Source organism: Pseudomonas sp. MIL19, from assembly GCF_028680365.1.
GTDB lineage: Bacteria > Pseudomonadota > Gammaproteobacteria > Pseudomonadales > Pseudomonadaceae > Aquipseudomonas > Aquipseudomonas spirodelae.
Genome location: NZ_JAPPVG010000003.1, coordinates 67412 through 85788 on the forward strand (window position 1 = coordinate 67412; position 18377 = coordinate 85788).

Here is an 18377-nt window from a genome sequence, read left to right on the forward strand (position 1 = left end):
CGCTTAGCGCCGACTCAGCCATTGCTCAGCCAGATCACGGGCGCGGCTATCAGCCGCCAGCACCGCATCCAGACTCTCAACCGCCAGGGCGGGCTCAGTGTGCAAAACGTCTTCGATCATACGCGCGATCTCAGGAAAACGGATGCGCCGCTCAAGGAAAGCAGCCACAGCCACTTCGTTCACCGCATTCAACATGGCCGGCGCAGTACCGCCGACTTGCGCCGCCTCACGCGCCAAGCGCAAGCAGGGGAAGCGCTGCTCATCGGGCGCCTGGAAGTCCAGGCGAGCGACGGCGAACAGATCCAGCGGCGCCACACCGGAGTCGATACGCTCCGGCCAAGCCAGTGCATGAGTGATTGGCGTACGCATATCCGGATTGCCCAACTGGGCTAGTACCGAGCCATCCACATAGTCCACCAGTGAATGGATCACGCTTTGCGGGTGCACCACCACCTCAATCTGCGCCGGTGTCGCGTCAAACAGCCAGCAGGCTTCGATCAGCTCAAGGCCTTTGTTCATCATGCTGGCCGAATCGACCGAAATCTTGCGCCCCATCGACCAGTTAGGGTGCGCACAGGCTTGCTCCGGCGTCACCGCATGCAATTGTTCCAGCGGCATTTCACGGAACGGTCCGCCCGACGCGGTCAACAGGATACGGCGCACCCCAACCTGCTGCAGGCCACGGGAATAGTCGCCCGGCAGACACTGAAAAATTGCGTTGTGCTCACTATCAATCGGCAGCAACACCGCACCGCTGCGTTTGACCGCCTGCATAAACAAGGCACCGGACATCACCAGCGCTTCTTTATTGGCTAGCAGGACTTTTTTGCCCGCCCCCACGGCCGCCAACGTCGGCGGCAAGCCGGCCGCCCCCACGATGGCCGCCATAACGGTATCCACGTCAGGATGGGCCGCCACCTGGCACAACCCCTCCGGGCCATGCAGCACCTGAGTGGCCAGTCCGGCTGCACGCAATGTTGCTTGCAGCTGATCAGCCACCAACGCTTGCGGCACCACGGCAAAGCGCGGCCGATAAACCATGCACAGCGCCTCCAGCTCGGCCAGACGACTGAAACCGGACAACGCAAAGACTTGATAGCGCTCAGGGTGGCGCGCAATGACATTAAGGGTGCTCAAGCCAATCGAGCCCGTCGCCCCCAGCACCGTAACCTGCTGCAGATGACTCACAACGCGCCCCAGCCCGCCAACCACAGCAATGCGGCGAATACCGGGATCGCCGCAGTCAGGCTGTCAATACGATCGAGCACACCGCCGTGACCTGGCAACAGATTGCTGCTGTCTTTAACCCCAGCCTGGCGTTTGAACATGCTTTCAGTCAGATCACCAACCACCGAGATCAGCACCACTACAGCGGTACCCAGCAAGCCCAGCAGCAGACTGGCAAACGACCAGTCGCGGTAAATCGCTACGCCCACACAGATCAGCAGCGTGGCCAACAAACCACCAAACACCCCTTCCCAGCTTTTGCCAGGACTGACCTGCGGGGCCAGCTTGCGCTTACCGAAACGACGCCCACTGAAGTAGGCACCGATATCCGCGCCCCACACCAGCACCATCACCGCCAGAATCAGCCAGTTCGCTTCGGGCCACTGCTTGAACAGCACCAGCCCCTGCCAGGCTGGCAACAGAATCAGCAGGCCAATTATCAATTTGACCGGCAGTCCAACCCAGTAGCGACTACTGGCCGGATAGCCGAGCACTAGAGCGGTCGCCAGCGCCCACCAGATCAGCGCGCACAGCAACACCCAAGGCGCTAAAACAGGCACCAGATACAAGCCCAGTAGGAGCGCTGCAACCAACACTGCAAACGCCACACGCTGCACCTGCGCAGTCAAACCAGCCAGACGCGCCCATTCCCAGGCACCAAGACTGACGACCGCACCGATAAACAGCGCAAACAGCGGGCCATCGAGCAGAAAGAAACCGCCCAGAGCGAATGGCAACAGCACCAACGCCGTGATAATTCGTTGCTTGAGCATTAACTACGAGCCTCGGCAGCCACCTGATCGCTGGTTTTCCCAAAGCGACGCTGGCGGCTTGCAAAATCGGCCAAGGCGTTGTGCATGGCGTCGTGTTTGAAATCCGGCCAGTACAGGTCGGAGAAATACAGCTCGGTGTAGGCCAACTGCCAGAGCAGGAAGTTACTGATACGGTGTTCGCCGCCCGTGCGAATGCACAGGTCAGGCAAGGGTAAATCGCCGGTCACCAAGCAGCTTTGCAGCAATTCTGGAGTGATGTCCTCAGCGTGCAAATGGCCGCCTTGAACTTCACGCGCCAGGCGCTGCGCAGCCTGGACGATATCCCACTGGCCACCATAGTTGGCCGCCACCTGCAGGACGAAACGCTTATCACCGGCGGTTTGCGCCTCCGCCTCACGCATCGCAGCTTGCAGCTCAGGGTGAAAGCGCGAGCGATCACCAATAATGCGCAAGCTGATATCGTTGGCGTTGAGTTTTTTCGCCTCGCGACGCAGCGCACTGAGGAATAACTCCATCAGCGCACTGACCTCCTCCGCCGGGCGCTGCCAGTTTTCACTGGAGAAGGCAAACAGGGTCAGTACCTCGACGCCCGCCTCCGCGCACACTTCGATCACCGCACGCACTGCATCGACACCGGCTTTATGGCCAGCAACGCCGGGCAGAAAACGCTTCTTCGCCCAGCGATTATTACCGTCCATGATGATCGCCACATGCCGTGGCACGCCGGGCGGACTACCGTCTTTGGTCATTTCCATGACGATATACCGGCCGTTAAACGGCCATCAGATCCGCTTCTTTCTGCTTCACTGCCACTTCGATTTCCGCCACGAACTTGTCCGTCAGCTTCTGAATCTCGTCGGCCGCACGGCGCTCTTCGTCTTCGCTAATTTCCTTCTCTTTGACCAAGTCTTTCAACTGGCTCAAGGCATCACGACGGATATTGCGCACCGCAACACGGCCATCTTCAGCCGCATCACGCGCTTGCTTAGTGAAGCCCTTACGGGTTTCCTCGGTCAGCGCGGGCATGGAGATCAGCAGCAACTCGCCCAGGTTGGTAGGGTTAAAACCCAGGCCCGAGCTTTGGATTGCCTTGTCGACAGCGGCCAGCATATTGCGCTCGAACGCCACGACCTGCAGGGTACGGGCGTCCTTGACAGTGACGTTGGCCACCTGATTCAGCGGGGTGTCTGCACCGTAGTAAGGCACCATCACACCGCCGAGAATGCTCGGGTGGGCCTGGCCGGTACGGATGCGACTAAAGGCGTGAATCAGCGATTCCAGGCTCTTTTGCATACGTGCCTGAGCGTCTTTCTTGATCTCATTGATCATGGGTATCTTCCTCAATCAGAGTGCCTTCAGCGCCGCCGACGACAACGTTCAGCAGAGCACCGGGCTTGTTCATATTGAAAACGCGCAGCGGCATAGCATGGTCGCGGCACAGACAAATAGCGGTCAAATCCATTACGCCCAGCTTGCGATCGAGCACCTCATCGTAGGTCAGGCGATCGAACTTCTCGGCATGCGGATCCTTGAAAGGATCGGCAGTGTACACACCATCGACCTTGGTCGCCTTGAGCACGACGTCAGCATCGATCTCGATGGCACGCAGGCAGGCAGCCGAGTCAGTGGTGAAGAACGGATTACCAGTGCCAGCGGCGAAGATCACCACCTCACCGGTTTTCAGATGACGCAGCGCCTTGCGGCGATCGTAATGGTCAGTCACCCCAACCATGGAAATCGCCGACATGACGATGGCCGGGATATTCGAACGCTCCAGCGCGTCGCGCATGGCCAAGGCGTTCATCACGGTGGCCAGCATACCCATGTGGTCGCCGGTTACCCGATCCATGCCCGCTGCGCTGAGCGCCGCGCCACGGAACAAGTTGCCACCGCCGATCACCAAGCCAACCTGGACACCGATACCAACCAGCTGACCGACTTCCAGGGCCATGCGGTCAAGCACCTTCGGATCGATACCGAAGTCTTCCGACCCCATCAGGGCCTCGCCGCTAAGTTTGAGCAGAATGCGCTTGTAGCGCGGTTGACGACCACTCATCTGCTGAGCCATTGCGAGTCTCTCCTGCGGCGTTTGAATTCTGCGCGAACCTTGAGTTCACGTTTAGTGGGCGCTTTGACAACCGCCCGGGTCATTGGTGCCAAAGCCCAACCACCTCACAGCGTAGCTGCCCCCTTAATTTGACAAAGAGGCCGCGCGCGTTAGCGGGCAGCCTCTTCGGGGCGACAGTGATTAACTGTCTTACTGCTTGCTGGCAGCCAGCTGGGCAGCAACTTCTTCAGCGAAGTTGTCGACCGGCTTCTCGATGCCTTCACCTACCTGGAAGCGGGTAAAGGAGACGATTTCAGCGCCGGCTTTCTTGGCCAGATCACCGACCTTGATTTCCGGGTTCTTAACGAAGGCTTGCTCAACCAGGCTGGCTTCAGCGAGGAACTTCTGGATACGGCCGCCAACCATCTTCTCGACGATTTCGGCTGGCTTACCCTTGATCTTGTCTTCGTTAAGGCTCATGAACACGGCTTTTTCGCGCTCGATGGCTTCAGCCGAAACTTCCGAAGGCAGCAGGAATTCTGGATTGCTCGCAGCAACGTGCATAGCAATGTCTTTAGCCAGCTCAACAGAGCCGCCTTTCAGAACGACAGCAACACCGATCTTGTTACCGTGCAGGTAAGTACCGACCACGTCACCTTCAACGCGAACCAGGCGACGAATGTTTACGTTCTCGCCAACTTTACCTACCAGAACCAGACGATCAGCTTCACGCGCTTCGATCAGCGGAGCAGCATCGGTCAGCTTGTCAGCAAATGCTTGCTCAACACTGGCAGCTACGAATGCCTTGAAGTCATCCTGCAGAGCCAGGAAGTCAGTCTGCGAGTTCACTTCCAACAGAACAGCAGCTTTGCCGTCTTCTTTGACCGCGATAGCGCCTTCTGCAGCCACGTTGCCGGCTTTCTTGGCAGCCTTGATCGCGCCGGAAGCACGCATGTCGTCGATGGCTTTTTCGATGTCGCCGCCAGCCTTGGTCAAGGCCTTCTTGCAATCCATCATGCCTTCGCCAGTACGCTCACGCAGTTCTTTTACCAACGCTGCAGTAATCTCTGCCATTTCAAAATCCTCTGGATAGGTTGTTAACCATTCCACCCGCCAAAACAAACGGGCGCTCAATTCTTAACGCATTGCCGACAATGGCTAGAAACAATTACAGCTGCACGTCGACGATGGTTTTAAAGGTGGCAAAAAGGGGGCCAAGCCCCCTTTTTGCGAACTAAGCAAACGCTAGACGCGCTCTACTTAGCCTTCAACAGCTGCAGCCGGGGCTTGCTCGACGAATTCGTCGGTGCCGCCATTGGCGTTGTTGCGAGCACGGATCACGGCATCAGCCATGGCGCCCATGTACAGCTGGATGGCGCGAATGGCGTCATCGTTACCTGGGATGATGTAGTCAACGCCTTCCGGGCTGCTGTTGGTATCAACAACGCCGATAACTGGAATGCCCAGCTTGTTGGCTTCGGTGATAGCAATGCGCTCGTGGTCAACGTCGATTACGAACAGTGCGTCTGGCAGACCGCCCATGTCCTTGATACCACCCAGACTGCGATCCAGTTTTTCCAGATCACGAGTGCGCATCAGCGCTTCTTTCTTGGTCAGCTTGGTGAAAGTGCCGTCCTGGGACTGAACTTCCAGATCACGCAGACGCTTGATCGAGGCACGGATGGTTTTGTAGTTGGTCAGCATGCCGCCCAACCAGCGATGATCGACGTACGGCGAACCGCAACGCGCTGCTTCTTCAGCAACGATCTTGCCAGCGGAACGCTTGGTGCCGACGAACAGAATCTTGTTTTTGCCCGAAGCCAGCTTCTCAACGAACGACAGTGCGTCGTTGAACATTGGCAGGGTTTTTTCAAGGTTGATGATGTGGATCTTGTTACGCGCGCCGAAAATGTACTTGCCCATTTTCGGGTTCCAGTAACGGGTCTGGTGACCGAAGTGCACACCGGCCTTCAGCATATCGCGCATATTGACTTGGGACATGATAGTTCCTTGATAAGTCGGGTTAGGCCTCCACGTATCCCGATCTCCAACCCGCGAACTTGTCGCTAGGCACCCAGGAAACCGTGTCGATACGTGTGTGGGTTTAGGCTCCCGGGCACACAGCCCGTAAAGCGGCGCGTTTTATACCATAAAAGACTGCACCAAGCCACACGCATTCGCAGAAAACCGCACCCAAGCAGCACAGCTCTTTACGTGCTGCTTATGGCTTGCGGCTGGTAGCTGCTAAGATGACGCCCTTTCTGTTCGCGTCCGAGAACCGCACATGACCGTCACCATCAAAACGCCCGACGAAATCGAGAAAATGCGCGTAGCCGGCCGCCTGGCTGCCGACGTGCTGGAAATGATTGGCGAGCACGTCAAGCCCGGTGTCACCACCGAAGCGCTCGACCGCATCTGCCATGACTATATTGTTAACGTGCAACAGGCCATCCCTGCCCCGCTCAACTATAAAGGCTTCCCCAAGTCGATCTGCACTTCGGTCAACCATGTGGTCTGCCACGGCATCCCCAATGACAAGCCGCTGAAAGAAGGCGATGTGATCAACATCGACATCACCGTTATCAAGGATGGCTACCACGGCGATACCAGCAAGATGTTTATGGTGGGTAAAGTGCCCGAGTGGGCTGAGCGTCTGGCCACCGTCACCCAGGAGTGCCTGTATAAAGGCATCGAACTGGTCAAGCCGGGCACTCGCCTGGGCGACATTGGCGAAGTGATCCAGAAGCATGCTGAGAAGAATGGCTTCTCGGTGGTGCGCGAATATTGCGGCCACGGCATTGGCGCGGTGTTCCACGAAGAGCCGCAAGTGCTGCACTACGGTCGCGCCGGCACCGGTATGGAGCTGGTAGAAGGCATGACCTTTACCATCGAACCGATGATCAACCAGGGCCGCGCCGAAACCCGCACCCTAGGGGACGGCTGGACCGCGATCACCAAGGACCGCAAGCTGTCCGCCCAGTGGGAGCACACCCTCCTGGTGACAGCCAACGGCTACGAGATCTTCACCCTGCGCAGCGATGACACCATCCCGCGTACGTCGGCCTGAGCCCTCACCGAGTCTGCTTTATAGATAGAAGGAAGGCCGCAATGCCGCAGGTAGATCCAGAGTTGTTCGACCGCGGCCAGTTCCAGGCTGAACTGGCCCTCAAGACCAGCCCTATTGCGGCATTCAAAAAGGCCATTCGCCACGCTCGCGAAGTGCTCGACGGGCGCTTCAAAAGCGGCCGCGATGTGCGCCGACTGATCGAAGACCGCGCCTGGTTTGTTGACCAGATCCTGCGCGAAGCCTGGCAGCGCCTACCCTGGAATGAAGACGCCGATATCGCCCTGCTGGCCGTCGGCGGTTATGGCCGTGGTGAGCTGCACCCCTTCTCCGATATCGACCTGCTGATCCTGCTCGATAACGCCGACCACGAAACCTTCCGCGAGCCGATCGAACGCTTCCTCACGTTGCTGTGGGACATTGGCCTGGAAGTCGGGCAAAGCGTGCGCAGTGTTGACGAATGCGCCGAAGAAGCGCGCGCCGACCTGACGGTGATCACCAACCTAATGGAAAGCCGCACCATTGCTGGCCCGGAGCGTTTGCGCCAGCGCATGCAAAGCGTCACCAGCCCGACAAAGATGTGGGCCAGCACAGACTTCTTTGTCGCCAAACGCGCCGAGCAGCGCGCCCGCCACGCCAAATACAACAACACCGAGTACAACCTGGAACCCAACGTCAAAGGCTCGCCTGGCGGCCTGCGCGATATCCAGACCATTCTTTGGATGGCACGCCGGCATTTCGGCATGCTTAATCTGCACGCCATGGTCGGCCAAGGCTTTTTGCTGGAAAGCGAATACGCGCTGCTGGCCTCCAGCAAAGAGTTCCTCTGGAAGGTCCGTTACGCCTTGCACATGCTGGCGGGGCGCGCCGAAGACCGCCTGCTGTTCGACCACCAGGTCAAGGTGGCCGAACTGCTGGGTTTTAAAGAGCCGGACAACAAGCGCACCATCGAGCGCTTTATGCAGAAGTACTACCGCGTAGTGATGGCCATTGCCGAGCTGAGCGACCTGATCATCCAGCACTTTGACGAGCAGATTCTGCGTGCCGGCGAAGTCACCCAGGCCACCGCCCTCAACAGCCGTTTCCAAGTGCGCAACGGCTACATCGAAGCCGTGCACCCGGGCATCTTCAAGCGCACGCCGTTCGCCATTATGGAAATATTCGTGGTGATGGCGCAAAACCCGGAAATTGAAGGGATATGCGCCGACACCATCCGCTTGCTGCGCGACCATCGCTACCTGATCGATGATGAGTTCCGTAACGACATCCGCAACACCAGCCTGTTTATCGAACTGTTCAAATGCAAAGAAGGCATCCATCGCAATCTGCGGCGGATGAACCGTTACGGCATTCTCGGCCTGTACCTGCCGGAATTCGGCCTGATTGTCGGGCAGATGCAGCACGACCTGTTCCACATTTACACGGTCGACGCGCACACGCTTAACGTGATCAAACACCTGCGCAAGCTGACCAAACCTGGGGTTGCCGAGAAATTCCCCCTGGCCAGTGAACTGGTCGACAAGCTGCCCAAGCCGGAGCTGATTTACCTGGCCGGCATTTACCACGACATCGGCAAAGGCCGCGGCGGCGACCACTCGGAACTGGGCGCGGTTGATGCAGCCGCCTTCTGCGCGCGCCACCAACTGCCCAGCTGGGACTCCAAGCTGATTGCCTGGCTGGTGCAAAGCCACCTGAGCATGTCCACCACCGCACAACGCAAAGACCTCTCCGACCCGCAGGTGATCTCCGACTTTGCCCACCTGGTCGGCGACCAGACGCGCCTGGACTATCTCTACGTGCTGACCGTGGCCGACATCAACGCCACCAACCCGAGCCTGTGGAATTCCTGGCGCGCCAGCCTGCTGCGTCAGCTGTACACCGAAACCAAGCGCGCACTGAACCGCGGCCTGGAGAACCCACTGGACCGCGAAGAGCAAATTCGTCTGACCCAAGGCACTGCCTTAGACATTCTGGTGCGCGGCGGCACCGATGCTGACGTAGCCGAGCAGCTGTGGGCACAGCTGGGCGATGACTATTTCTTGCGCCATACGGCCGAAGATGTGGCGTGGCATACGCTGGCGATCATTAGCCACCCCAATGACGGCAACCCACTGGTGCTGATCAAGGAAACCACCCAGCGCGAGTTTGAAGGCGGCACGCAAATCTTTATCTACGCCGAAGACCAGCATGATTTCTTTGCGGTAACCGTGGCGGCCATGGCCCAGCTCAACCTGAACATCCATGACGCGCGCATTCTCACGTCCACCAGCCAGTTCACCCTCGACACCTACATCGTGCTGGAAAGTGAAGGCGGCTCGATTGGCGACAACCCCGCGCGCATCAACGAAATTCGCCAAGGCCTGATCGACGCCCTGAAAAACCCCGACGACTACCCCAGCATCATTCAGCGCCGGGTGCCGCGCCAACTCAAGCACTTCGCCTTTGCCCCACAGGTGACCATCCACAACGACGCCAACCGCCCAGTCACCGTGCTTGAAGTGATTGCTCCAGACCGCCCCGGCCTGCTGGCGCGCATCGGGCGAATCTTCCTGGACTTCGACTTGTCGCTGCAGAACGCTAAGATCGCCACCTTGGGCGAACGGGTAGAAGACGTGTTCTTTATCACCGACGCGAACAATCAGCCGCTCTCCGACCCAGAGCTGTGCGCCAACCTGCAGGCCACCATCGTGCGCAAGTTATCAGCCCCCAGCACCAGCGAAAACCAGCCGGCACAGCACACCATTTGATACACCAAGCGCGCTAGGCCGGGATCAGCCTCGCCTAACGCGCCCTGCCGTTTAGATGCGGAAGCTGTCTACCAGCTGCTTGAGTCGACCGGCCTGCTGATCCAGTTCAGTACACGCCCGCAAACTGGCCTCCAGGTTGCGCACGCCGTCTTGGTTCAGCACGTTGATTTCGGTGATGTCCATATTGAGGTTTTCGACCACCGAGGTTTGCTCCTCGGTCGCGGTGGCCACCGACTGGTTCATGCCGTCAATCTCACCGATGCGCCGCGTCACGCTCTGCAGATTTTCCCCAGCCTGCTTGCCAATACGCACGCTGTCATCACTGAAACGACGGCTTTCGACCATGGTGTTGACTGCATCCTGAGCGCCTGTTTGCAGCTGCTCGATCATCTGCTGGATTTCCTGCGCCGAACTCTGAGTGCGCTGCGCCAGGTTACGCACCTCATCCGCCACCACCGCAAAACCACGCCCAGCCTCGCCGGCGCGAGCGGCCTCAATGGCGGCGTTAAGGGCCAATAGGTTGGTCTGCTCGGAGATGCCCTTGATCACATCAAGGATCTGGCCGATGTCGTTGCTCTTCTGGCTCAGGGTTTCGATGTGCGCGCCAGCCGCCTCGATCTTGCTCGACAGATCACTCATCGCGCCCAGGGTTTTCTCGACCATTTGCTGGCTATTTTCGGCACCTTGGCGTGCACCGCTAGCCTGAGTGGAGGCATCGGCGGCGTTGCGCGCAATCTCTTGCGCAGCAGCGCCCAGCTCGTTGATCGCCGCCGCCACACTGTCGGTCCGCGCGGCCTGCTCGCTAGAGTTACTCATCGACGCATTGGACGCTGCCACCACAGTGCGCACGCGTTCATGCACCGCACTGGTGGTCGACGCCACTTCGCGGATCGACTCGTGAATCCGCTCGACAAAGCGGTTGAATGCCACCGCCAGCTCACCGAATTCATCCAACGAGTTAACCTGCAAACGCTGGGTCAAATCGCCCTCACCTTGGGCGATATCGCCCATGGCGCGACTCATCACATGCAGTGGCTGCAACAAAAAGCGAATCAACAGCCCGAGCAGTAGCAAGATCGCCGCGACGCCAATCACCATCACCATCACCGCCGACAGGCGGAACTCCTGCAACGCGGCATAGGCCTTGTTCTTGTCGACTGACAGGCCGACATACCAGCGAACCCCTTGCAGACCTTGCACCGGGACAAAGGTGACAATACGCGCCGCACCATCGGCCGCCTGCACGTCTTGCAGGGCAGTACTGAGCATGGGCTTGCCGCCAGGAAAGAGATTGTCCAAGCCTTTGAGCACCTGCTCGCGGTCAGAGTGAACCAACACAGTGCCGGTGTCATCGACCAGGAAGGCATAACCCAGCCCGCCAAGATCCAGCGAACTAAGGATATTGTCGATGGTTTCCAACTTCAGGTCGCCACCCACCACTCCCGCCAGTACGCCATTACGACGTACTGCACGGGTAATGGTGATCAACAAGCCATCACGCGGATCAGCCGCCAGGTAAGGCGCGGTCAGGCCGACACCAGAACCCGCCTGAGCCATTTTGTACCAAGGGCGCTGGCGTGGGTCATAGCCGGCCGGCAAGTCGCTGGCGGGGTATTGGGTATAGGTGCCGTCTGCTTCACCGAGGTAGGCGTATAAAAAGGAGGACGCAATACTGCGATGCTGAAGGCTGTTGCTGAGCGCGACAGCATCGCCGCTGTCTTCCACCGTCTCGCCGAGCGAGTCGAGCAGCAGAACGCGGCCATTCAGCCAGTGCTGAATATTGCCTGCCGAGACATTACCCATGTCACGCAGGTAGTTCTCAAGGTTCTCGCGGATGGCGTTACGTTGCATGTAGTCGTTGTACAAGGCGAATGAGGCAAAGGCCGCAATCACCACCAACGACGCAGCCAACATGATCTTGTGGCTGAATTTTAGGTTGCGCATTAATACTCTCGTTAAGCGGGTCAGCAATAGGCGTCCGGCTCTTTGTCCGGTAAGCCGACTATCGGCCCAGACCACAGGGGCTTTAGTTAAAAAGGCAGGTATCACTTACCCCAGGCAAGGCACAGCAGAGCGCCAGGCGATTGGTTCGCTTAGGCGCAGGCCGCAGCGGGACCAAGCCGGCGGGGGATTAGGCCGTAAATCAACCCCACATAATTCTCTAAATGCGTCTTAACGTGCTAGTGTCGCGACCTTTTAAGCATTCCAGTAGCGATCCGTCATGAACCACGCCCTCGCCCACCTCCAGCCCTATCCCTTTGAGAAATTGCGCGCCCTGCTCGGCAGCGCCACTGCGCCGACCGAAAAAACCTCAATTGCCCTATCCATTGGCGAGCCCAAACACCGTTCACCGGAATTTGTGGCTGCAGCGCTCAGCGCCAACCTTGACCAGCTCGCGGTGTACCCGACCACGCTGGGCATTCCGGCGCTGCGCGAAGCCATTGCCGCCTGGTGCAGCCGCCGCTTCGGTTTGCCGGCCGGCGTGCTCGATCCGGCGCGCCATGTACTGCCGGTCAACGGCACGCGTGAGGCGCTGTTCGCCTTTACCCAGGCGGTGGTGCAACGTGATGTTGACGGCCTGGTGGTCAGCCCCAATCCGTTCTACCAAATCTATGAAGGCGCCGCCCTGCTCGCCGGCGCGCAGCCGCACTACCTGCCATGCCTGGCAGAACATGGCTTCAACCCGGACTTCGATGAAGTCAGCGATGACGTCTGGCAGCGCTGCCAGATTCTCTTCCTCTGCTCACCCGGCAACCCGACGGGCGCGCTGATTCCGCTCGGCACACTGAAAAAGCTAATCGCCCTGGCCGATAAATTCGACTTCGTGATTGCCGCCGACGAGTGCTACAGCGAGCTGTACTTCGATGAGGGCAACCCGCCTGCCGGCCTACTGACTGCCTGCGCCGAACTGGGCCGGCATGATTTTGCGCGCTGTGTGGTGTTCCACAGCCTGTCCAAGCGTTCCAACCTGCCAGGCCTGCGTTCGGGTTTTGTCGCCGGCGACGCCGACATTCTGAAATCTTTCTTGCTGTACCGTACCTACCACGGCTGCGCGATGCCGGTGCAAACCCAGCTGGCCAGCGTAGCCGCCTGGAGCGATGAAGAGCACGTTAAGGCCAACCGCGAGCTGTACCGCGAGAAGTTCGACGCGGTACTGGCGATTCTTGATGGCGTATTGGATGTACAGCGCCCGGACGGCGGTTTCTACCTATGGGCCAGAACGCCGATAGACGATGAAACATTTACCCGCGAGCTGTTTGCCCGCGAGCATGTCACCGTAGTGCCCGGCTCGTACCTGTCACGCAGTGTCGATGGCCATAATCCAGGCGCAAACCGCGTGCGCATGGCACTGGTCGCTCCACTGGCGGAGTGCGTGACAGCAGCTGAGCGTATTCGTGATTTTGTGAAGGGCCTCGACGCATGAGCAACACCCTGTTTGGCATCAAAGCCTGCGACACCATGAAGAAAGCCCGCACCTGGCTCGACGAGCACGGGGTAAGCTATGCCTTTCATGATTACAAAACCTGCGGCATCGACCGCGGTAACCTGGAAAAGTGGTGCAACGAGCATGGTTGGGAAATCGTCCTAAATCGCGCAGGCACCACCTTCCGCAAGCTGGACGAGGCGCAGAAAAGCAACCTCGACCAGGACAAGGCGATCGAACTGATGCTCGCCCAACCGTCGATGATCAAACGCCCCGTGCTGGATCTCGGCAATAAGACTCTGGTCGGCTTCAAGGCCGACCGCTATGCCGCCGAACTGGGTTGACCACTCGGCCCACATGAATTTGCGGTAAGGAAAATAAAATGAACACCACCCTCTTTAGCCTGGCCTTCGGCGTTGGCACCCAGAACCGTCAGAGCAACTGGCTGGAAGTTTTCTATGCCCAGCCGCTGCTCAACCCAGCCAGCGAGCTGGTCGCTAAAGTCGTAGAACAACTTGGCTATACCGGCGGCAACCAGGCCATCAGCATCACTACCGCTCAGGCCGGTGACCTGGCCGAAACGCTGAAAAATGTAGACCTGGCGCAAGCCGCTCTGCTCACCCGCCTGGCTGAAAGCCAGAAGCCGCTGGTGGTCACCCTGTTGGCTGAAGACGCGCCCCTGACCAGCACGCCTGAGGCTTACCTCAAGCTGCACCTGCTGTCGCACCGCCTGGTCAAGCCACACGGTTTGAACCTGACCGGCATCTTCCCGCTGCTGCCGAACGTGGCGTGGACCAACCAGGGCGCCATCGACTTGGCTGAACTGGCTGAACGTCAGCTGGAAGCGCGCTTGAAGGGCAACCTGCTGGAAGTCTTCTCGGTGGACAAATTCCCGAAAATGACCGACTACGTGGTGCCGGCTGGCGTGCGTATCGCCGACAGCGCGCGTATCCGCCTGGGCGCCTACGTGGGCGAAGGCACCACCGTGATGCACGAAGGCTTTGTTAACTTCAACGCCGGCACTGCAGGTCCAGGCATGATCGAAGGCCGCGTGTCTGCGGGTGTCTTCGTCGGCAAGGGTTCCGACCTGGGCGGCGGCTGCTCGACCATGGGCACCCTGTCCGGTGGCGGCAACATCGTCATCTCCGTGGGCGAAGGCTGTCTGATCGGCGCCAATGCCGGCATCGGTATTCCATTGGGCGACCGCAACACCGTGGAATCCGGCCTGTACATCACTGCCGGCACCAAAGTGGCACTGCTGGATGCTGACAACAAGCTGGTCAAGGTGCTTAAAGCCCGCGAACTGGCCGGCCAGCCGGACCTGCTGTTCCGCCGCAACTCGCAAACCGGCGCCGTGGAGTGCAAAACCCACAAGTCGGCGATCGAGCTGAACGACGCCCTGCACGCACACAACTAAGCGCAGCGCAGTTGCCACAGACCGGGCTAATGCCCGGCCTGTTTATTTACACTCAGTTTTGTAGGATAGGCTGAGCATTGCGATACCCATCACGCTCATTATGGATATCGCAGCGCTCAACCCATCCTACGGTCTCGATTGCTTACCCATGCCTATCCAATCCCCTTGGCGCGCTGACTTCCCTGGCATTTTGGCCCTTGAAGCCGAGGGCCAGACCTACCTGGACAGCGCCGCCACCGCACAAAAACCCCAGGCTATGCTCGAGGCCCTGCTCGGCTATTACGCCGGCGGCGCCGCCAATGTGCATCGTGCCCAGCATGTACCGGGCGAACGTGCCACCCGTGCCTTCGAGGCCACCCGTGAGCAGGTTGCACGCTGGCTGAATGCCGCCGACGCGCAGCAGATCATCTTCACCCGTAGCGCCACCGAAGCCTTCAACCTGCTGGCCTATGGCCTGGAACAGCAGTTTCAGCCGGGCGATGAGATCGTCATTAGCGCGCTGGAACATCACGCCAACCTGCTGCCCTGGCAACAGCTGGCTCTGCGCCGTCAACTCAAGCTGGTGGTGTTGCCGCTGGATAGCCACGGTTTGATCGATCTAGCGCAAGCCGCGCAACTGATCGGCCCGCGCACTCGCTTGCTCGCAGTCAGCCAGCTGTCCAATGTACTCGGCAGTAGGCAGCCACTTGCATCGCTGCTGGCCCTGGCACAGGCGCAAGGCGCGCTGACCGTGGTGGACGGCAGCCAAGGCGTTGTGCACGGCCGCCACGATGTGCAGGCACTCGGCTGCGACTTCTACGTCTGCTCCAGCCACAAGCTCTATGGCCCAGACGGGGTCGGCCTGCTTTACGGCCGCACGCACGCCTTAGAGCAACTGGCGCACTGGCAGTTTGGTGGGGAGATGTTGCTGCACACCGACTACCGCAACGCCAGCTTCCGCCCAGCGCCATTGGGCTTTGAAGCCGGCACACCGCCGATTGCCGCGGTGATTGCCCTCGGCGCCAGCCTGGATTATCTGGCCAGCCTCGATGCCAGCGCCGTTAATGCTTATGAAGCCGCCTTACACGCCGAGCTGCTCAGCGGCCTGCAGCAGCGCCAGGGGCTACGCCTGCTCGGCACGCCGAACGTCGCCCTGGCCAGTTTCGTGATCGAGGGAGTGCACCATGCCGACCTCGCCCACCTGCTGAGCGAACAAGGCATTGCCGTGCGCGCCGGCCATCACTGCGCTATGCCTTTGCTGCAGGGCCTCGGCCTAAGCGGCGCGCTTCGCGTATCCCTCGGGCTGTATAACGATGCGGCGGATCTACAGCGCCTTTTCACCGCACTGGACCAAGCCCTGGAGCTGTTGCAATGAGCCTGCCCGCCAGCGCCCAAGCTGCCCTGGATAGTTTCAGCGCCTGCAAGGGCTGGGAACAACGGGCACGTTTGTTGATGCGGTGGGGCGATCAGCTGACGCCACTCAGCGACAGAGAGCACGGTGAAGACAATCGGGTCAGCGGCTGTGAAAGTCAGGTCTGGCTGCTGATCGAGGCGACGGGGCAATACCGGCAGTTTCGCGCTTACAGTGATGCACGCTTGCTGCGCGGGCTGCTCGCCTTGTTGCTGGTACGGGTCAACGGCTTGCCCCTGTCGGAGCTGCAGCAGCTGGACCTGCCCGACTGGTTTGCCCAACTCGGCCTGGCGCGCAACCTCTCACCCTCTCGCAGCAACGGCTTACAGGCGGTGCTCACACGTATGCAGCAGTTGCTGGCAAGCGACGACTAAAGCGCACGCTGACCCGCAGCAGGGTCGAGCGAATTTAAATGCTGCTGCAACCGCTGTAATTCGCCCCTCTCGTTCAACTGACGTAAACCGTCATTGAACAGCGCACGTAATTGATCGGCCTGGGCTTCGTTCTTGCGAAACAGCAGATGCAGCGACTCGCGATTGAGAATGCGCGGGTGATGGCTGATGGCCGGACGCTCAGCCGGTGAGAACATGCGGCGCAACATGGCATAGCCCACCGCACGGTCCTGCACAAAGGCGTCCACACGGCCCAGGCTCAGCAAACGTAAACCGGTGCTTTCTCTGCCACCCTGCTGCACGCGCAACTCCCCAGCCTGCAGGGCCGCATCAAGCTGCGGGCCATAGGAATAACCAAGCGTGGTGGCAATGCGTATTACCTTGAGGTCTTCGACAGTTGCCCAATCCAGCGGCTGCTCGCTGCGCTGGAACAATACAAACTCGCCCTGCACCAGAGGATCACTGCAGGCGCTGATGTGTTGCCGCTGCGCTGAACAAGAATAGGGCATTACCGCATCCAGGCTGCCCTGCTGCAGCATTAACAGGTTGCGTTCCCAAGGGTGGTAAACGAACTCGACCTGGTAGCCTGCCGCATTGAAAATCTCACGGATTAGGTGTGTAAGCGCACCACCATCCTCACGCTGCTGGTCAACATAAGGCGCCCAGTCGCCGGTACCGACACGCACAACCGGTTGAGCACTGACATCCAGGCCCCTCAACAGGAGCACCAGCGGCAGCAGATAACGCAGGGGACGGTTTAGCGCACGACGCAACAGGGACAACACAAACACCTCAACGGGTAACCACCAACATGTCCCTGCTGAATATCGACCAGCGTTGGTCATTCCTTACCGCGTGCCCGCAACAGCTAGGCCGTGGGCGACCGTTCTGCGGGGCGGCGCGTACCGGCCACCAGTTTGTCGACGATGCGCGCGGCAGCGACCATGCCAAAGGTTGCCGTGACCATCATCACCGCACCAAAACCACCGGCACAGTCGAGCTTGACCCCATCACCGACAAAAGCCTTGTACTGACATACCGTGCCATCGGGCTTGGGGTAACGCAGCTGCTCACTGGAGTAGACGCACGGCACGCTGTAGTTGCGCCCTGGGGTGCGCGAGAAGCCATAGTCACGGCGCAGGGTGGAACGCACTTTGGAGGCCAGTGGGTCGTTCCAGGTCTTGTTCAAGTCGCCGACCTGAATCTGCGTCGGGTCTATCTGCCCACCCGCCCCGCCCGTGGTGATGACCTGGATCTTGCGGCGTTTACACCAGGCGATCAGCGCGGCCTTGGCGTTAACGCTGTCGATGCAGTCGATCACCGCATCGAGCTGCGGGGTAATGTACTCGGCCATGGTCTCGCGGGTGACAAAATCCGCCACCGCGTGCACCACGCAGGCCGGGTTGATGCCACGAATGCGCGCCGCCATCACCTCGACCTTGGGCTGGCCAACCGTGCTGTCGAGCGCATGCAGCTGACGATTGCTGTTGCTCACGCACACGTCATCCAGATCAAACAGGGAAATCTCACCCACCCCGGAGCGGGCCAAGGCTTCAGCGGCCCAAGAGCCGACGCCGCCAATACCGACCACGGCGACATGGGCAGCCGCCAGCCGCTCAGCCCCTTGCTGGCCATACAAACGGGCAATGCCGCCAAAGCGTTGTTCATCCACAGGCATCTTTATCACTCACTCCCAGCTGCGGCGCGCATTATAGGTAGCCTTTGGCCTGTGCCCAAGCGCTGTTTGGCGCAGGCCATGCCTAGGCGAAAAGCAGCCGCCTCATAGAGCCGCACGAGGAACCTTCAAGCCCCCGTCATCGTCCCATTGATAGCCCCACAGGCCGGGCTATACAGCCCTGTAGCGGCGGCGTAGCATGCGCCACCCGACGCTCGTCG

17 protein-coding genes and 1 pseudogene are annotated in these 18377 nt (G+C 59.6%); 7 read left to right on the forward strand and 11 right to left on the reverse strand.

The annotated features are described in order from the left end of the window. Positions 1–3: 3 nt before the first annotated feature. From ispC to rpsB, 7 genes are all read right to left on the reverse strand, one after another. Complete coding sequence (ispC, locus tag N1078_RS03405) at positions 4–1188, reverse strand: 1-deoxy-D-xylulose-5-phosphate reductoisomerase (protein WP_274086793.1); 1185 nt, start codon at positions 1186–1188, stop codon at positions 4–6. Then, the gene (locus N1078_RS03410; RefSeq protein WP_274086794.1) at positions 1185–2000 is read right to left on the reverse strand and encodes a phosphatidate cytidylyltransferase; all 816 of its coding nucleotides are present in this window, start codon (positions 1998–2000) and stop codon (positions 1185–1187) included. The genes ispC and N1078_RS03410 overlap by 4 nt, the downstream gene beginning before the upstream one ends. Next, on the reverse strand, positions 2000–2755 hold the full coding sequence (gene uppS / locus N1078_RS03415; RefSeq protein WP_274086795.1) for a polyprenyl diphosphate synthase: 756 nt from the start codon (positions 2753–2755) through the stop codon (positions 2000–2002). The genes N1078_RS03410 and uppS overlap by 1 nt, the downstream gene beginning before the upstream one ends. Positions 2756–2771: 16 nt before the next feature. Further along, entirely contained in the window at positions 2772–3329 is a 558-nt protein-coding gene (gene frr, locus N1078_RS03420) for a ribosome recycling factor (RefSeq protein ID WP_274086796.1), read from the reverse strand. Further along, on the reverse strand, positions 3319–4068 hold the full coding sequence (pyrH, locus tag N1078_RS03425) for a UMP kinase (RefSeq protein ID WP_274086797.1): 750 nt from the start codon (positions 4066–4068) through the stop codon (positions 3319–3321). Before pyrH ends, frr begins: the two co-directional genes overlap by 11 nt. Before the next feature lie 189 nt (positions 4069–4257). After that, positions 4258–5121, reverse strand: a complete 864-nt coding sequence (tsf, locus tag N1078_RS03430) for a translation elongation factor Ts (RefSeq protein ID WP_274086798.1) — start codon at positions 5119–5121, stop codon at positions 4258–4260. Between the two features lie 186 nt (positions 5122–5307). Beyond that, positions 5308–6048, reverse strand: a complete 741-nt coding sequence (rpsB, locus tag N1078_RS03435; protein WP_274086799.1) for a 30S ribosomal protein S2 — start codon at positions 6046–6048, stop codon at positions 5308–5310. A gap of 283 nt (positions 6049–6331) precedes the next feature. Here rpsB and map point away from each other — a divergent pair, with 283 nt between their 5' ends. Then, complete coding sequence (gene map, locus N1078_RS03440; protein WP_274086800.1) at positions 6332–7114, forward strand: type I methionyl aminopeptidase; 783 nt, start codon at positions 6332–6334, stop codon at positions 7112–7114. Between the two features lie 41 nt (positions 7115–7155). Next, positions 7156–9858 carry a [protein-PII] uridylyltransferase gene (locus tag N1078_RS03445; RefSeq protein ID WP_274086801.1) on the forward strand — a complete coding sequence of 901 codons (2703 nt, stop codon included), beginning with the start codon at positions 7156–7158 and terminating at the stop codon, positions 9856–9858. A gap of 51 nt (positions 9859–9909) precedes the next feature. Here N1078_RS03445 and N1078_RS19570 read toward each other — a convergent pair whose 3' ends face one another. Further along, positions 9910–10674, reverse strand: a complete 765-nt coding sequence (locus N1078_RS19570) for a methyl-accepting chemotaxis protein (protein WP_443218084.1) — start codon at positions 10672–10674, stop codon at positions 9910–9912. Positions 10675–10764: 90 nt separating this feature from the next. Further along, positions 10765–11802, reverse strand: a pseudogene (locus N1078_RS19575) (HAMP domain-containing protein); the annotation flags it as partial. A 277-nt stretch (positions 11803–12079) separates the two neighbouring features. Between N1078_RS19575 and dapC the strand changes: the two are divergent. The 5 genes from dapC to N1078_RS03475 all read left to right on the forward strand — a co-directional run bounded on the left by dapC (position 12080) and on the right by N1078_RS03475 (position 16463). Then, positions 12080–13282 (forward strand): succinyldiaminopimelate transaminase, encoded by a 1203-nt coding sequence (gene dapC, locus N1078_RS03455; protein ID WP_274086803.1) that lies wholly within the window; start codon positions 12080–12082, stop codon positions 13280–13282. After that, entirely contained in the window at positions 13279–13626 is a 348-nt protein-coding gene (locus N1078_RS03460) for an ArsC family reductase (protein ID WP_274086804.1), read from the forward strand. The genes dapC and N1078_RS03460 overlap by 4 nt, the downstream gene beginning before the upstream one ends. A gap of 38 nt (positions 13627–13664) precedes the next feature. Continuing rightward, positions 13665–14699, forward strand: a complete 1035-nt coding sequence (gene dapD, locus N1078_RS03465; RefSeq protein ID WP_274086805.1) for a 2,3,4,5-tetrahydropyridine-2,6-dicarboxylate N-succinyltransferase — start codon at positions 13665–13667, stop codon at positions 14697–14699. Positions 14700–14847: 148 nt separating this feature from the next. Beyond that, positions 14848–16053, forward strand: coding sequence for an aminotransferase class V-fold PLP-dependent enzyme (locus N1078_RS03470; RefSeq protein ID WP_274086806.1), 1206 nt, complete (start codon positions 14848–14850; stop codon positions 16051–16053). After that, positions 16050–16463, forward strand: a complete 414-nt coding sequence (locus tag N1078_RS03475; protein WP_274086807.1) for a SufE family protein — start codon at positions 16050–16052, stop codon at positions 16461–16463. The genes N1078_RS03470 and N1078_RS03475 overlap by 4 nt, the downstream gene beginning before the upstream one ends. Here N1078_RS03475 and N1078_RS03480 read toward each other — a convergent pair. Further along, on the reverse strand, positions 16460–17263 hold the full coding sequence (locus tag N1078_RS03480) for a substrate-binding periplasmic protein (protein WP_274086808.1): 804 nt from the start codon (positions 17261–17263) through the stop codon (positions 16460–16462). The genes N1078_RS03475 and N1078_RS03480 overlap by 4 nt on opposite strands. Before the next feature lie 86 nt (positions 17264–17349). Then, positions 17350–18159, reverse strand: coding sequence for a tRNA cyclic N6-threonylcarbamoyladenosine(37) synthase TcdA (tcdA, locus tag N1078_RS03485; protein ID WP_274086809.1), 810 nt, complete (start codon positions 18157–18159; stop codon positions 17350–17352). Between the last annotated feature and the right edge of the window lie 218 nt (positions 18160–18377).

What these genes read in the sequence shown, in the direction of transcription:
- pyrH (WP_274086797.1), bottom strand. Translation starts at nt 4,068, where the DNA reads ATGGCTCAGCAGATGAGTGGTCGTCAACCGCGCTACAAGCGCATTCTG.
- dapD (WP_274086805.1), top strand. Translation starts at nt 13,665, where the DNA reads ATGAACACCACCCTCTTTAGCCTGGCCTTCGGCGTTGGCACCCAGAAC.
- map (WP_274086800.1), top strand. Translation starts at nt 6,332, where the DNA reads ATGACCGTCACCATCAAAACGCCCGACGAAATCGAGAAAATGCGCGTA.
- N1078_RS03470 (WP_274086806.1), top strand. Translation starts at nt 14,848, where the DNA reads ATGCCTATCCAATCCCCTTGGCGCGCTGACTTCCCTGGCATTTTGGCC.
- dapC (WP_274086803.1), top strand. Translation starts at nt 12,080, where the DNA reads ATGAACCACGCCCTCGCCCACCTCCAGCCCTATCCCTTTGAGAAATTG.
- tsf (WP_274086798.1), bottom strand. Translation starts at nt 5,121, where the DNA reads ATGGCAGAGATTACTGCAGCGTTGGTAAAAGAACTGCGTGAGCGTACT.
- frr (WP_274086796.1), bottom strand. Translation starts at nt 3,329, where the DNA reads ATGATCAATGAGATCAAGAAAGACGCTCAGGCACGTATGCAAAAGAGC.
- uppS (WP_274086795.1), bottom strand. Translation starts at nt 2,755, where the DNA reads ATGGAAATGACCAAAGACGGTAGTCCGCCCGGCGTGCCACGGCATGTG.
- N1078_RS19570 (WP_443218084.1), bottom strand. Translation starts at nt 10,674, where the DNA reads ATGAGTAACTCTAGCGAGCAGGCCGCGCGGACCGACAGTGTGGCGGCG.
- N1078_RS03445 (WP_274086801.1), top strand. Translation starts at nt 7,156, where the DNA reads ATGCCGCAGGTAGATCCAGAGTTGTTCGACCGCGGCCAGTTCCAGGCT.
- rpsB (WP_274086799.1), bottom strand. Translation starts at nt 6,048, where the DNA reads ATGTCCCAAGTCAATATGCGCGATATGCTGAAGGCCGGTGTGCACTTC.
- N1078_RS03475 (WP_274086807.1), top strand. Translation starts at nt 16,050, where the DNA reads ATGAGCCTGCCCGCCAGCGCCCAAGCTGCCCTGGATAGTTTCAGCGCC.
- tcdA (WP_274086809.1), bottom strand. Translation starts at nt 18,159, where the DNA reads ATGCCTGTGGATGAACAACGCTTTGGCGGCATTGCCCGTTTGTATGGC.
- N1078_RS03460 (WP_274086804.1), top strand. Translation starts at nt 13,279, where the DNA reads ATGAGCAACACCCTGTTTGGCATCAAAGCCTGCGACACCATGAAGAAA.
- N1078_RS03410 (WP_274086794.1), bottom strand. Translation starts at nt 2,000, where the DNA reads ATGCTCAAGCAACGAATTATCACGGCGTTGGTGCTGTTGCCATTCGCT.